Source organism: Anabaena azotica FACHB-119 (assembly GCF_014697625.1).
In the GTDB taxonomy this organism is placed as follows: domain Bacteria; phylum Cyanobacteriota; class Cyanobacteriia; order Cyanobacteriales; family Nostocaceae; genus Trichormus; species Trichormus azoticus_A.
On the sequence record NZ_JACJSG010000003.1, the window covers coordinates 193,408 to 207,445 of the forward strand.

General features: G+C 40.3%; 15 protein-coding genes. 5 read left to right on the forward strand and 10 right to left on the reverse strand.

Annotation, left to right across the window (positions count from 1 at the left end):
- Positions 1–2: 2 nt before the first annotated feature.
- From H6G83_RS03350 to H6G83_RS03370, 5 genes are all read right to left on the reverse strand, one after another.
- Positions 3–266, reverse strand: a complete 264-nt coding sequence (locus tag H6G83_RS03350) for a ferredoxin-thioredoxin reductase variable chain (RefSeq protein ID WP_190466927.1) — start codon at positions 264–266, stop codon at positions 3–5.
- Positions 267–463: 197 nt separating this feature from the next.
- Complete coding sequence (locus H6G83_RS03355) at positions 464–721, reverse strand: hypothetical protein (protein ID WP_190466930.1); 258 nt, start codon at positions 719–721, stop codon at positions 464–466.
- Between the two features lie 101 nt (positions 722–822).
- Entirely contained in the window at positions 823–1,134 is a 312-nt protein-coding gene (locus H6G83_RS03360; protein ID WP_190466933.1) for a helix-turn-helix domain-containing protein, read from the reverse strand.
- A complete protein-coding gene (locus H6G83_RS03365; protein WP_190466936.1) occupies positions 1,121–1,543 on the reverse strand; it encodes a type II toxin-antitoxin system RelE/ParE family toxin in 423 nt (140 codons plus the stop codon). Before H6G83_RS03365 ends, H6G83_RS03360 begins: the two co-directional genes overlap by 14 nt.
- Before the next feature lie 75 nt (positions 1,544–1,618).
- Positions 1,619–3,580 carry a PP2C family protein-serine/threonine phosphatase gene (locus H6G83_RS03370; protein ID WP_190466940.1) on the reverse strand — a complete coding sequence of 654 codons (1,962 nt, stop codon included), beginning with the start codon at positions 3,578–3,580 and terminating at the stop codon, positions 1,619–1,621.
- Positions 3,581–4,252: 672 nt separating this feature from the next.
- Here H6G83_RS03370 and H6G83_RS03375 point away from each other — a divergent pair.
- Together H6G83_RS03375 and H6G83_RS03380 are read left to right on the forward strand one after the other, a co-directional pair.
- Positions 4,253–4,690: an NfeD family protein gene (locus H6G83_RS03375; protein WP_190466943.1), complete on the forward strand. Its 438-nt coding sequence runs from the start codon at positions 4,253–4,255 to the stop codon at positions 4,688–4,690.
- A gap of 52 nt (positions 4,691–4,742) precedes the next feature.
- Positions 4,743–5,711 carry an SPFH domain-containing protein gene (locus tag H6G83_RS03380; protein WP_190466946.1) on the forward strand — a complete coding sequence of 323 codons (969 nt, stop codon included), beginning with the start codon at positions 4,743–4,745 and terminating at the stop codon, positions 5,709–5,711.
- 138 nt (positions 5,712–5,849) lie between these two features.
- On the opposite strand, the gene H6G83_RS03385 is transcribed toward H6G83_RS03380, so the two are convergent.
- Positions 5,850–6,254: a Fur family transcriptional regulator gene (locus H6G83_RS03385; RefSeq protein WP_190466950.1), complete on the reverse strand. Its 405-nt coding sequence runs from the start codon at positions 6,252–6,254 to the stop codon at positions 5,850–5,852.
- 228 nt (positions 6,255–6,482) lie between these two features.
- Here H6G83_RS03385 and purS point away from each other — a divergent pair, with 228 nt between their 5' ends.
- From purS to H6G83_RS03400, 3 genes are all read left to right on the forward strand, one after another.
- The gene (gene purS / locus H6G83_RS03390) at positions 6,483–6,761 is read left to right on the forward strand and encodes a phosphoribosylformylglycinamidine synthase subunit PurS (RefSeq protein WP_190466953.1); all 279 of its coding nucleotides are present in this window, start codon (positions 6,483–6,485) and stop codon (positions 6,759–6,761) included.
- A 382-nt stretch (positions 6,762–7,143) separates the two neighbouring features.
- A complete protein-coding gene (gene purQ, locus H6G83_RS03395; protein ID WP_190466956.1) occupies positions 7,144–7,818 on the forward strand; it encodes a phosphoribosylformylglycinamidine synthase subunit PurQ in 675 nt (224 codons plus the stop codon).
- Positions 7,819–7,989: 171 nt separating this feature from the next.
- Positions 7,990–9,888: a hypothetical protein gene (locus tag H6G83_RS03400; protein ID WP_190466960.1), complete on the forward strand. Its 1,899-nt coding sequence runs from the start codon at positions 7,990–7,992 to the stop codon at positions 9,886–9,888.
- A gap of 345 nt (positions 9,889–10,233) precedes the next feature.
- Here the strand turns inward: H6G83_RS03400 and H6G83_RS03405 are convergent, their stop codons facing one another.
- The 4 genes from H6G83_RS03405 to H6G83_RS03420 all read right to left on the reverse strand — a co-directional run bounded on the left by H6G83_RS03405 (position 10,234) and on the right by H6G83_RS03420 (position 13,964).
- Positions 10,234–11,424 carry a PDDEXK-like family protein gene (locus H6G83_RS03405; protein WP_190466964.1) on the reverse strand — a complete coding sequence of 397 codons (1,191 nt, stop codon included), beginning with the start codon at positions 11,422–11,424 and terminating at the stop codon, positions 10,234–10,236.
- A 199-nt stretch (positions 11,425–11,623) separates the two neighbouring features.
- The gene (locus tag H6G83_RS03410) at positions 11,624–11,869 is read right to left on the reverse strand and encodes a UPF0175 family protein (RefSeq protein ID WP_190466967.1); all 246 of its coding nucleotides are present in this window, start codon (positions 11,867–11,869) and stop codon (positions 11,624–11,626) included.
- A gap of 48 nt (positions 11,870–11,917) precedes the next feature.
- Entirely contained in the window at positions 11,918–13,432 is a 1,515-nt protein-coding gene (trpE, locus tag H6G83_RS03415) for an anthranilate synthase component I (RefSeq protein WP_190466969.1), read from the reverse strand.
- 112 nt (positions 13,433–13,544) lie between these two features.
- Entirely contained in the window at positions 13,545–13,964 is a 420-nt protein-coding gene (locus H6G83_RS03420) for a photosystem I reaction center subunit II PsaD (protein WP_190466972.1), read from the reverse strand.
- Positions 13,965–14,038 lie beyond the last annotated feature (74 nt).

Below are 14,038 nucleotides of genomic sequence, written 5' to 3' on the forward strand. Positions count from 1 at the left end.
ACTTAGATAACTTCTAACTCATTTTCGCGTAAGTGAGCTTTAAACTTCTTACTAAACTGGACGAGAAAAGGTAGGTTAGCACTAACAGGTCTACCTTGCCATTGGGTGACAATTTCCACAATTTCGCCTTCTGACGTTTTGAGGTCAAAACCCTGACCCCGATGTTCAGGATGATGGTAAACTACTACCGATTCTTTAACACGAACGCGATCGCCTACTTTCATAACAACATTCACACCTTTTTCGACAAGTATTTCCACAACCATCCCTCACTGAACTCTTTGACAAACAGTATTGTTGACAACAGCAACTCCCATAACAATAAATACTTATAGATGCTCCCTTTTACATCTCTGTAACTTCTAAACAAATAAAGCCTGTCCTTGCAGGCCTTAAGCGCAGTTAGTCAGCAAAATCAGAATTTCTGAGTAGACTTATATATATTGACAAGTAGTTAGGAAAACTAAGTTTTTCCTAATCCCCGCAACAATGCCAAAACCCCAAGCAGTAATTTTTGCCGAATAGTAAAGTCATTGGCTAAAAAATTTGCTGCTTGTGTTTCTTGAACACACTTGTCCACGCTCACAGGTATCTCAGAAGAAATGAGTGCGAGTCTGGAGATGCTCACGGGGGAATAATAACCCGCTTTGCTTTTGCTGTGCGCTTTAACGACAGAATCAATTCTACAATAAATGGTCGTTAGTCCATAGTCATTAGTCATTAGTCATTAGTCCATAGTCAACAGTCCATAGTCCAAAGTTCTTCTCCCTCACTCTTCCATCTGCTCATTTTCGTTGCAGGTGGCGGATCTTCTTGCTCTGACTACGCGCTTTGCTCATGTTCCAAAGGAGTTAGACGAATCACTACTCGCTGATTAAGAGCATGAGCGATTTTTTGCAGCATTGACAGAGAGTGTCCCTCGTAATCAGCATCTTCCAACCGTGCAATCACAGGTTGTTTTGTACCAACAAGTTCAGCCAATTGTTTCTGTGTTAAACCAGCTTTTGTTCTAGCTTCATAAATTAACTGAGCCACTTCTGCATTGATTGAAGCTTCTACCACCATTGCCTCAAGTTCAGAGTCGCTGCTAGTCAGCTGATCAATTATTTTGATTGCATCGTTAGTCTTGGCCATCCTCTTGCTCTTCTATGTAGGTGTGAACTTCTGGGTTTTTTTCAAACAAAAGCTTGCGAGCGATGGCGTTCCGCCCACCGTAGGTGATCGCTCTTTCAATATCAATTGGTGGTACAGCTGCTTCTTCTTTCGTGATAGCGTGAGCTAGAATTGCTACATTTTGACCATGAAAAAAGTACAGGATGCGGTATTGCACATGAATATGCTTTGCCCGAAGCTCATATATTCCCTCACGCAAGTAATCAGCTGCTGGACGGCGGAGTTCGTATCCTGATGCTGCCAGTTGTTTGATTCGAGCAACACAGTTAGCATAACCTTTGCGGTCTTCTTTCAAAAGTCGCTTCAGCCATTCAAGGACAGGAACTTCCCCTTCCTCCTCCTGGTAGAAAACAACATGGGTTTCAGGCACAGCATCACCTTTTAATATAACAATATTGCTATATTAAAGCCATGAAGGAAACTGAGACTAAGAAAATCCCCCAGCCTAACGCGGCGGACAATATTGCTGTACTTCTGGGGGTAATTTTTGACACATCTGCTGGAATGTTTGGGGGCTAAGTTGCGACCAAGCTAATAGTCCTAAACCCGTACCGCCAACTAGCAAGGCAAATAATCCTCCCACCAATACTAAGGGACGGCGACGGCGGCGACTGGGTATTTTTGTTACCTGAAATGGGACGGGATCAGGTTCATCTGGCAATGTCAAATCTAGTAATGCTTGAGAACTTTCTGCTAAAACTGGTTCTTCTTGATATATTTCTATTTCGCCTGGTTCAGGTTCGGAAATCTCTACAATCTCTACCAGTGGTGGCGGTGGTGGTGGGACGGGTACTATCTGGAATTTAGCAACGCGATAAAAACTCAGCACAACAGAAGTATTATCATGGCCATTTTTCTCATTGGCAAAATTAATCCATTCCTCAGCAGCTTCTTCTACAGACATCTGTCCTGTTAGCACGGGTATAGCAAAATCTCGCCAGGAATTTTCTACCCAGTTGTTATCACTTAAACCATCAGAACACAGTAATAAAATGCCATCTTCTTCGATAATAAATCGTTTAATCACCAGTTTTAAGGATTCAGCATCCTTTGTTCCCAAGGCTTGAGTTAAAGCATTGGCATCTGGTCTTTGCAGCGCTTGTCGATACAAACTCTTGGCAGAACGAACTTCTCTAGTAACGACATCATCATCTACTGTTAGTTGTTGGCAGTAGTTACGAGTTATCCAGTAAGCGCGGCTATCACCTACATTCGCCACATAAAGTTCATGGGCATTATCTGCTTGCCTTCCAGAGGTGGTTAAGACTCGTTGCGGTACTTGTACTGCCATGACCAGGGTTGTAGCCATGCGTTCTCTACCTTGGCGCTTTTGTTCATCGTTACGCGCACTGATGAGGTTGTTAGCTACACGCAAGCTAGCCTCTAGTTGTCCCTGCAACAAGTCGGGCGGGACAATTTCCGTCTGTGCTGCTACTTCGGCGAGTAAAGCACGCATCTGTAATTTTAAAGACTGCACAGCTAATTGACTGGCTACCTCGCCTCCCTGATGTCCCCCAATACCATCACAAACGATCGCCAAATTTGGTACTAATAATTCTGGGGAGTCAACAGCAGTGTTGGGGTAACAACTATCCTCATTTTGGCTGAGTTGGGGGCCTGTATCCGTCGCCCCTGCCATGCTTAAGTATAGTGGTAATTCGCCGGCGGCTGTGAGTAATAACTGATTGAGTTGAGTGGCAATAGTTTTTAACTCTACTTCTGAAGCCATCTGCTGGAGTAGGTTTTGCAACTCTGAGGTGACTGAGGTTGTGCTTAACTCTATTAAAGCTTGCCATGAGTAGCTTAAATCTTTTAACGTCGGCTGTTGGGTGGCTGTACTGGGGTTCAGTTCCAAAAGTCGCACACACCAACCTTGAACTCGTAAATTATCTAACCTCAGTAAGTTGTGAGCTAGGTTTAATTCTAATAAAGGTGTCCACAGTTGGAGAATTTGCCACAGCCAATAAACTTGCCTAACTGGTTTAGCTTTTTGCCAAGCATTGATGATGGCTGGATAGATATTGCCTTCTTCATCTATGGGGACATTTTCTAATAACAGGATATCGCCTGCACCTTCTGAGAACGAGGGAAGCAAAGCGTAGATTTGGGGGAGATGCGATCGCTCTGGATATAAGCGAAGATAAGGAAGCACATCAGCAGGTAATTCTGGTGGCGCTTGTGGTATCAGTCCAGGGCGAGTATCTAACCATACCTGCTGACTAACCACCTCATATCTATCTGCTACCTTCGTACCTAGTGGAATTTCGGTTGCCAATGAGCCAGTAGCCCAAAGATAACGGTGAACTAAGGGAGTTTGACAACTAGCACATACACGCTCTCCTACAGAATTAATCGGCTGTTCACATTGTTGATTTATGCAATAAATTATTCGTTCGGTAGAAGGCATATTGGTATAAATTTAAAAATAAAATTAACTCGTGAAGTTCGATTAACTTTAGCAGTCAAAAGCTTGAAGGCTAGAATAGACTAGTTTTGTGTACCAGTAGTTACACATTGTTACCGATTGTAATCAAAATTTTGGCAAAAAAAGACTAAGTTTCCCTTTCTGGAAGTCGCTAGTCAGTACTTGTATTTAACAGTGAACAGTAAACAGTTGTAGGGGCGGGTTCATTGAGTAATTCATAGTAAAAACAGATATGTTCGTTAAACCCGCCCCTACTTAAATACGTTGGTGAAACACCAAACCAATTAGTCGAAGGTGTAGGTTGGCGCTTCTGTATCCCCCACCAAAAGCCGTCAGGACTGATAACTGATAACTGATAACTGATAACTGATAACTGATAACTGATAACTGATAACTGATTTAATTGAGAAGTGGATTAAGTTTATGGGTGTGTATCTGTTAAAAATTATTACATCCTCGGAATGCAGAGAGTCTGATTACGTAATTCATATTAAGAATCTTTGTAAGTAAGCGGTAGAAAATAAATATATATATGTTAAGTAATGTAAAGTTATCACAATTGAGTTCGTAGTCAGGACTTTAGTCCTTTTTTGAAGACAAACCTTGATTTATTTAGTCCGTTCCACTTATGAATTTATTGTCTAGGACGGCGCTATGCCAACGTTTACCTTAATCTGGTTTATCGGAGGAGCAGTTCTTTGTTTAATAGAACTGTTTTTACCATCGGCTTTTGTCGCCTTCATGATGGGCATTAGCGCCTTCATTGTGGCGTTATTATCGCAATTTGGCTTGCCTTTATGGCTGCAAGTTGTGGCTTGGTTGTTTTTTTCTACCGTTTTGACTTTGCTTTCTCGGCGGTATTTGCAACCACAACGGCGTAAGTCAAAAATTCGAGATGCAATTGTAGCAGAAACGTTAACAGAAATTCCCCCTGGACAAGCGGGGCGAGTGTTATACGAAGGCAATTCTTGGCGGGCAAAATGTGACGACGAGAAAATCACTGTTCCTCCTCATCAAAGAGTTTATGTAGTTAGGAGGGAAGGCACAACTTTAATTGTCATGCCAGAAAATTCCTTGGGTTTTAGTCATTAGTCATTAGTCATTAGTTTGGCAAAATTCTTACTTAAATATCAGGAGATTTATCGTGGAACAGTTTTTTTTACTTATCATGTTAGCCCTTGGTGGTTCTGCCGTGGCGGGGTCTGTGAAAGTTATTAGTCAAGGAAATGAAGCTTTAGTAGAAAGATTAGGAAGCTATAACAAAAAGCTAGAACCAGGGCTAAATTTTGTTGTTCCTTTCATTGATAAAACAGTTTATCAAGAAACTATTCGGGAAAAAGTTTTAGATATTCCTCCCCAAAAATGTATTACTCGTGACAACGTAAGTATTGAAGTTGACGCGGTGGTTTACTGGCGAATTGTCGATATGGAAAAAGCTTGGTACAAAGTAGAAAATCTCCAGTCGGCAATGGTGAATTTGGTATTAACTCAAATTCGTGCCGAAATGGGACAGTTGGAGTTAGACCAAACCTTTACCGCGCGTTCTCAAATTAATGAACTATTGTTACGGGATCTAGACATTGCCACCGACCCTTGGGGCGTAAAGGTGACAAGGGTAGAACTACGAGATATTATCCCCTCTCAAGCGGTGCGGGAATCGATGGAATTACAAATGTCCGCAGAAAGACGCAGAAGGGCGGCAATTTTAAATTCTGAAGGTGAACGGGAAGCAGCAGTTAATTCTGCCAGAGGTAAAGCCGAAGCCCAAATTTTAGATGCAGAAGCCCGGCAAAAGTCGGTTATCTTACAAGCGGAAGCAGAACAAAAAGCGATCGTTCTCAAAGCCCAAGCCGAACGTCAGCAGCAAGTTCTCAAAGCTCAGGCGATCGCAGAATCCGCAGAAATTATAGCCCAAAAAATCGACTCAAATCCCACCGCTAACGCCGCTTTAGAAGTACTATTTGCTTTAGGCTATCTAGATATGGGTTCCACCATCGGTCAGAGCGATAGCAGCAAAGTTATGTTCATCGATCCCCGCAGTATCCCCGCCACTTTAGAAGGTATCCGCTCAATTGTTTCCGATAAACCAGATTCATTAATCAATGGTCGTTAGTCAGTGGACAGTTGACAGTTGACAGTTGACAGTTATCAGTTATCAGTTGACAGTTATCAGTTATCAGTTATCAGTTGACAGTCATCCATGAATAGGATTTTAACTATTGACTATTGACTATTGACTAATGACTATTGACTAATGACTAATTCCACCGGCTTGTTCTAATTGGCATTTACCACATAATCCGAAAAATTCTAGAGTGTGGTAAAAAATCTTAAACTTATGGGTAGTTTGTAACTGATCTTCCAAATCGTGGACGGGACATTGATGAATGGGAATTGATGCACCGCATTGTAAACAAGTGAGATGGTGTTTGTCTTGCTGGGCTAGGCTGTAGAGGGCTTCCCCATTAGATAAAGTCCGCACCTGCACTAAGCCCTCTAGTTTTAACGCTTCTAAAGAGCGATAAACTGTTGCTAACCCCATACTCTGATTGCGGTTACGGAGTTCTACATAAATATCCTGAGCAGAAATGCCTTGTTTGATGGTTTGCAACAAGTTTAAAATGCGCTCTTGACTGCGGGTGCGTATGGCTCTCATAGACTATTGTGTTAATATGCCACTGGATTAGAAGTTTTACAGTTATCAGTTATCAGTTATCAGGTTGTGTTCACTGTTCACTGTCCACTGTTCACTGATAACTGTTCACTATTCACTGGTTTAATGCTGCCTAGCTATTAGATTAACTTTAACGCCTCAATTAACTTATTTTTACTCAGTTGGAACAGAAAGTTATAGTATAGCGATCGCAGCTTTCAGCAAAATCCCGTGCAAACCAAGTATCTAGCCAAAATTTTCGTAACGCTACGCCCTTCAGTTTTAGACCCTGCCGGCGTGGCTGTGCAATCAGGACTCCAACAAATGGGATACGATAACGTAGAAAATGTACGTATCGGTAAGTACATCGAACTCAACATTACCACCTCAGACCAAGCCAAGGCGCGTCAAGACTTAGACCGCATCTGCGACCAAATGCTAGCCAATCCTGTAATCGAAAATTACCGTTATGATTTGATTGAAGTGGAAACTCAGACGGGAGTTTATTAGGGACTGGGGACTGGGGGGAGTGGGGCTTTCAAGGGCAGGTTTTTAAACCTTCGATAAATAGTTGAGAATATTCTCAATTATGAAACGTAGTTTTAACTGTTCAGACAATAATTTTGGTTTTAAAAGCCCAAAAATTTGTCTAATAAAAAAAGCCTGCCCTTGAAAGGGACTGGGGGGAGTGGGGGGAGATGAGCAGGGGAGCAGGGGAGCAGAGGAGCAGGGGAGCAGAGGAGCAACCCACCCCTAACCTCTCCCAGGAGGGGAAAGGAGCAGAGGAGAGTAACAACTGTCACCTGTCACCTGTCACCTGTCACCTGTCACCTTTCCCCTTTCCCCCTTCCCCCTTCCTGTTGACTAATGACTAATGACTAATGACTAATTTATGAAATTTGGTGTTGTTGTATTTCCCGGTTCTAATTGCGATCGCGATGTTGCCTATGTCACTAGAGATTTGCTAGGACAACCAACTCGCATGGTTTGGCATCAAGAAACTGATATTGCCGATTTGGATGTGGTGATTATCCCTGGTGGTTTTAGCTACGGTGATTATTTGCGCTGTGGTGCGATCGCCCGGTTCTCACCTGTGATGCAGCAGGTGGTGGAACACGCCCAGAAGGGTAAGTTGGTGCTAGGTATTTGTAATGGGTTTCAGGTATTAACTGAGGCTGGATTGCTACCTGGGGCATTAACGAGAAATCGAGATTTGCATTTTATTTGCGATCGCGTTCCTCTCACCGTTGAGAGTACAAGTAGCGCTTGGACTCAAGCTTACAACAGTGGGGAAGTCATCACTCTGCCAATTGCCCACGGGGAAGGCAGATTTTATGCGGATGAGGCTACTTTATCCCAGATTGAAGATAATGGGCAGGTGGTGTTGCGTTATGCGGGTGAAAACCCCAACGGTTCCCTGAATAACATAGCCGGAATTTGCGATCGCCAAGGCAATGTTTTAGGAATGATGCCACACCCAGAAAGAGCCTCTGACCCTATGCTTGGTGGTAACGATGGATTAAAGTTATTTCAAGGGTTGTTGGAGAAGGTGGTGGCGTTGGCATAATGGCATCATGTTGACCTCCGCACCCATCATAGTTAAACAAGATAGAGGCACAGTCAGGCTGTGCCTTTATCAATTTTTTGTAATCAAAGCTTTTCCCTCTCATCCTTAAATAGCTGTTGGAGAGTGATTACTAAAATCAAAGCTAATTAAATCATTTGATAAACTAGTCTAATGTCAATTTCTAATGAAAATAGAAACTTTATTAAATGGATACAATCTTTTGATTATCGTCTTTTAAAAAATAAAGATGATGTAGAGATAAACTTTATTGTACCCATGTTTCGCTATCTTTCTTATCCAGATAGCTGTTGTGCTAACAATAAAAATAGTCAACATATAGAAAGTATTCGTATTTATTATTCTCATAACGAGGCGTTACAACAAACTGCTGAAACATCTTTAATCATTGCTATATATATAGAACCTAATTCTCACAATTTCTCAGAAGCTATCGAACGAGCAAGATTTTATAGTACTTATTTAAGACCGTCATTTTTTCTAGTAACTAATGGTTATCATATAAAATTATTTAAATATTTTATTTACCATAAAGAAGAGTTAATTTTTGATAAAAGTATTGATTCTTTGAAAAATACAACTATAGCTATAGATTTCTATAATAATTTTAATTTTTATATTGTCAAAAATATAGATAAAAGTACAGCTAATATATTAAAATATACCCAATATAATCTAATTGAAAAATCTCTAAGACGTTATAATTTACAAGAAATTGTAGCTAATAGTGATTTTAGACCTGCTATTTTTCGAGAAGGCGATCGCCTGACTGTTGTTAAACCTAAAGTAGTCATAGAATGTAACCTACCCAAAGCTTTTGCTGAAGGTAATTGTCAAATTCAATTTAGTAGCGTCATTTTAAGAGGACTGAAGGTTAGCTTAAATCATCAATCTATTTTAGGTCAACTGATGACAGGAATCAACACCCGTCCCGAATGGGGTTGTCGGAGTTTCCTAAAACAATTAGATGATAATGCTTTTGAAGTTAATTTAGGTCAAACAACAGTAATCTTATCCGACTTAGAAACAGCAGACTTATGTTTATGTATTGATGTAATTTGTCAAGAATATAAAAAAGCAATTATTGCCTTTGAAGATGCTTTAGAAACATGGGATTTTGAATTTACACAATTCTTAGGTGTGCGAGGAGTGAATTTATTTTCTGTAGATGCCAAACTATGGCGCTTAATGCACAACTTCGCCAATGAGTTCAACTATGTGCAAGGCAAATCAGAATGGCATTTATTCCAGCAAGAAGACATTTCCATTCGTATTAGCCGAGGGATAAGGGATCATGCTTTCGTTATACCCAAACCCGTCAATTATTTATCCATATTACCCAACGGCACAATTAATATAGTTTATGAAATTAATGATGTTCACCTACAATCTTTAGAGAAAGGCGAACTGCAAACATGGCAACAAGATATAGGCCCGCGCGGAACTTGGACAGCCAAATATACTCAACAATGGTTATTAAAACAATTTATTCCTAAAGTTATTGATTACTATTCACAGAAATATACTCTGTCTGAGGAAGAATTATTAAATAATATAGTAGTTAAGAGTAATCAGCGTACTCCGATAATAGAAATTCATGACATTAAAGAGTTAATTGTTTATCTTCAAGAGATACAATCTTGGCTGCATGGTTGTAAAGAGAATATTTTATCTACATCATTACAATCATATTATCGAGCCTTGACAAATTTAGTACGCAATACAGATTCATCAATAGAAGGTATGGATTATATTATCCGTAACTTATCTTTGATTGAAGTTGATAATACAAAAGACAACATCAAAAGTGATTTTCAAACATGGGGTTTTAAAGATGTAATTGATTATTTAGATGCTCAAGCAGGGAGGATAAATAATTATCAATATGAGAGTAGTTTGAATGCTGTTTTAATCACTCGCGTATTTATCTGGATTATAGAATATGGCAAAATAAGTTTCTCCCAACCCCAGTTAAATGCAGCGAAGCAAGCGTTACTACCATTGTGGGAACAGTGTCGGTTTGAAATGCGCCATGTGTATCCAAATCGTTAGTTATTTGAGTGCGATATTACAGGCGATCGCTTGATAAGATAATAGAGATAACCAGTTAGTTACAAACAACTGTAATCTTATATCTTGCACCATTACATTACTGCTAAAATCAAAGCCTGAAATCCTTATTATTTAGTAGGGTGGGGAGTGCATCGCCATATGCTTATTGAGAAGGTGCAAGATGTCAGTAATGGCGTGTTAAGACTAAAATGTGGCAATAGATTTGGAAAGAATTGAACGCAGATAAACGCAGATAAACGCAGATGATTAAAATTAGGCATTTTTCGCTAATTTACAAGTTTAGCTTTGCCACGCCACTACATTTAAAGCACAAAATTTATATTTTTACTCAGAAGTTACTATTCTGTCCATATTTGTATGAAATATAGATTGTATCTTTGTAAAATCATTTTTGACAAAATCATCCCAAAATAACTGAAATTTTTCCATTAACTCATCAACATCAGCATTTTCATAATCACTCTGGTTGAGAATAGTCTTTTGATAAATAGTTGTCCATTGATTCGTCAATTTCTTACTTTTAAAAACTTTTGAATTTTCTCTAGATATTTGATGTATTCTTTCACGGACAGTTTTATCTTCACAGGGACGAATTAGTAACCTTGTTATAAGATATGAATTACCATTTTCAAAGTGAAAGGCAAGTGGTAGTTTTTTATTCTCCCATTCGATATCACCAAAATCTATGTATTTTTTACTCCACCGTATTACATATAAATTATGAGATGTGATGTATTGATTTACAAAATTAGTTATTCTTTCAGACATTTCTAGCTGTAAGTCTGGACGATGTTCAAAAATTAAATCAAGAGCCTGTTTATGTTTCTTATATATCTTACGGCAAAGTTCAGCTACTTTTGAATCACTCACAATATGCCTCCTAAGTAATGTAGAATAATGAGTCATCAATGTATAAATGTCTGTACCGAGAGTTGACTTGTAGCTGGTACAAATGCTTTCAATTATTTCAACTAGTTTAGAATAGCTATAAGCTCTCCAATCTTTTTGAGATGGTTCATCCCCATCTGGAGTTAAGTAAATTAAAATGATTTGATAGTCTTTATATTCTTCCTCAAGAATCTCTCGATATTTTTCTAACTGATTTGAGTGTTCACTAGAGTCCACCTTATTTTCAACTGCACATACTAATTTGTTGCTTGAAGATTGGATTAAAATATCAATATTTTTCCATTCCCGTCTAATCTCAACATCTGAGAAATCAGCAATATCTATATCAACAGGGCTAATTTTCAAATATTTTAAGTCTTCAGGCTCATACGGCTCTAATAATACTCTTTTCAGAAATCGTTTGAGAAAAACATCTTCAAGTTTATGATTTTGAGAGGGATTTAACAAAAAAGCCAGGAAATTTGAATGACGAATTTCTTGTCTAACTACGCCAATTGCTTCAAAAATATTAAATTGAGCTAGTTTTGCTTCTAATTCCTCTAAGTCTACATTATCAACAATAAAACTTTCAAGTATGGCTCTTGGTTCTGGTGATGATACTGTCATTACCACTGCATCTTTATATTGGGGTTATATTTCTGGCGTTGCTGAATTGGAATATGAAATCGCAAAATGACCTTCCTTTTTCTTTGTAACTTAGCGCCTTTGCGCCTTTGCGTGAGACAAATTCATATCTTGATTCAGCAACGCCATATTTCTAGTATTCCCATAAATTCAGCAGAAATAACAATGTTACTAACAACAATCATCGCCAATCGTTTGCTGCCAAACTCTTCACATCCTCTCTAAGTTCAGCAATATCATAGTGTAGAGGAATTTTACGATTAGCCAGTAAGCGTTGAAATTCTAATTGATTCATCTGAGCGAAATTACTCGCTTGTCCTAAAGTAAAACGCTCCTGTTGAAATAGCATCATAGCAATTTCTTTAAGCATTTCCATTTCAGACATTTGAATTGTTTGTAATAACTCGTCTAAAATTACAATGCTCATACTTTAATTACCTTACTTACTTTCGCGTAATTGTATAATTAATTTTTTTCACTGCAAACAACGAATTGCTACGAGTAAACCTCTGGCTTTATTTAGGGTTTCTTCATATTCCTTTTCAGGTTCAGAATCAGCTACTAAACCTGCGCCAGCTTGTACGGTTACGGTCTGGTCTTTGACTACCATTGTGCGAATAGCGATCGCACTATTTAATTGTCCGTCAAAATCGTAATAGCCATATACCCCAGAATATACACCCCGGCGGCTCGGTTCCAACTCATTAATGATTTCCATCGCCCGAATTTTAGGTGCGCCGCTAACTGTCCCGGCGGGAAAGCAAGCCTTCAACAAATCCCAAGCGCTTTTATCCTTGGCTAATTTCCCTACCACATTACTTACAATGTGCATCACATGAGAATAGCGCTCAACCACCATCAATTCATCAACTTTCACAGTTCCAGTTGCACATACACGCCCTAAATCATTACGTCCCAAATCAACCAACATGACGTGTTCGGCTATTTCCTTGGGGTCTTGCAGTAAATCTGCGGCGAAATCTGCATCTTCCTTATTCGTTTTACCCCTTGGTCTTGTCCCCGCAATGGGACGGACTGTGGCGACTACCTCACCTTCTCCATCAAGTTCTGCTTTCACCATCACTTCGGGACTAGAACCGATGATTTGCCAATCTTGGAAGTTAAAATACGCCATGTAAGGCGAAGGATTTATCTGTCGTAGGGAACGGTACAACGCGAAGGGGTCGCCTGTGTATTGGGTGGAGAGGCGCTGCGAAATAACTACTTGAAAGATATCCCCGGCTTTGATGTACTCTTTCGCCTTCTGCACACTGGCGCAAAATTCTGGGCGGGTGAAGTTGCTGGTATATGCTTGTGTTTCCCCCACATTTTGCGTTCCTGGGGGTGTCCATTCCAATATGGTTTTTTGAGGCGATACAGGTAAAGATAGCTTACTCACCATCTGACGGACGCGATCGCCAGCTTGCTGATAAGCTGCTTTCAAATCCACATTCGGATCACGTAAATCAGCATAAGCGATCGCCCAAATTTTCCGCTTCACCTGGTCAAATATCAACAAATGGTCTACCTGCATCCACAACCCATCAGGGATGTTGCGTTCATCTTGGGGATGCACGGGTACACGCGGTTCTATCCAGCGAATTAATTCATAACCCCAAAAGCCAAACAAACCACCAATTCCCGACGGTAACTGGGGTAACTTCACTGGTTGATATGGTGCTAAACACTCAGCCAAAGCTGTAAATGGGTCGCCTGTAAACACCACCTGCGAACCATCGCGGTGCGTTTGGGTGGTATTGTCACCCCTAACTTCCATCACCCATAAAGGATTACATCCCACCAAACTATAACGCCCGATTTTCTCCCCACCTTCCACCGACTCCAGCAAAAAGCTGTAAGGTTCTCCAGCACATACCTTGTACCAAGTCGAAACTGGTGTATCTAGGTCAGCCACCCATTCCTGATACACTGGCACAAAATTACCTTGTGCAGCTAGTGCTGAGAATTGAGAAAAATCGGGATATATCATAGGCGAATTGGGGATATCAGTTATCAGTTATCAGTTATCAGTGAACAGTTTACAGTTAATACAACCTGATAACTGATAACTGTTCACTGTTAACTGATTTAGTCCCTACTTCCTACACGTCGTAGGTAGCTTTACCAGAGAACTTAACTTGTGCAGGGCTGGGGTTTTCCCCGATGCTGCGGGCGTTGAAACGAACTTTCTCGCGACCTTGATTGACTTTTTCAGGGAATACGCCATCAGCTGGGTGAATGAAGGTGGTTTCACCGTTGGGTAAAATCCGGTAAATTTTGTAATCTGTGATTTTGAATTTCCGGAGTTGACCGCCCAGAGCGATACCGTATTCCTTGCGAGCCAAGTACAGGAGATTTTGACCTTGGTGCATGGTAGCCGCGCCACCTGTAGGTAGTTCAAATACCTGTTCCTTGGGGCTAGTCCAAGTGATCGCGTATTTTTCTTCTACCAATGCTTTGGTGAGCAAGCCACCAGTGCTGCCAGCGAATTTGGGAGTTTTACCTGAAAGTGTTTCTGCCATAAGGTTTCTCTCAACGTTTTTAGGGCATCGTAACACCGCTATCACGATCATATTGCGATCGCGTCACAGTCTGT

Coding starts and splice junctions, on each gene's coding strand:
- H6G83_RS03350 (WP_190466927.1), bottom strand. CDS start 266: ATGGTTGTGGAAATACTTGTCGAAAAAGGTGTGAATGTTGTTATGAAA.
- H6G83_RS03355 (WP_190466930.1), bottom strand. CDS start 721: ATGACTAATGACTATGGACTAACGACCATTTATTGTAGAATTGATTCT.
- H6G83_RS03360 (WP_190466933.1), bottom strand. CDS start 1,134: ATGGCCAAGACTAACGATGCAATCAAAATAATTGATCAGCTGACTAGC.
- H6G83_RS03370 (WP_190466940.1), bottom strand. CDS start 3,580: ATGCCTTCTACCGAACGAATAATTTATTGCATAAATCAACAATGTGAA.
- H6G83_RS03375 (WP_190466943.1), top strand. CDS start 4,253: ATGCCAACGTTTACCTTAATCTGGTTTATCGGAGGAGCAGTTCTTTGT.
- H6G83_RS03385 (WP_190466950.1), bottom strand. CDS start 6,254: ATGAGAGCCATACGCACCCGCAGTCAAGAGCGCATTTTAAACTTGTTG.
- purQ (WP_190466956.1), top strand. CDS start 7,144: ATGAAATTTGGTGTTGTTGTATTTCCCGGTTCTAATTGCGATCGCGAT.
- H6G83_RS03400 (WP_190466960.1), top strand. CDS start 7,990: ATGTCAATTTCTAATGAAAATAGAAACTTTATTAAATGGATACAATCT.
- H6G83_RS03405 (WP_190466964.1), bottom strand. CDS start 11,424: ATGACAGTATCATCACCAGAACCAAGAGCCATACTTGAAAGTTTTATT.
- H6G83_RS03410 (WP_190466967.1), bottom strand. CDS start 11,869: ATGAGCATTGTAATTTTAGACGAGTTATTACAAACAATTCAAATGTCT.
- trpE (WP_190466969.1), bottom strand. CDS start 13,432: ATGATATATCCCGATTTTTCTCAATTCTCAGCACTAGCTGCACAAGGT.
- H6G83_RS03420 (WP_190466972.1), bottom strand. CDS start 13,964: ATGGCAGAAACACTTTCAGGTAAAACTCCCAAATTCGCTGGCAGCACT.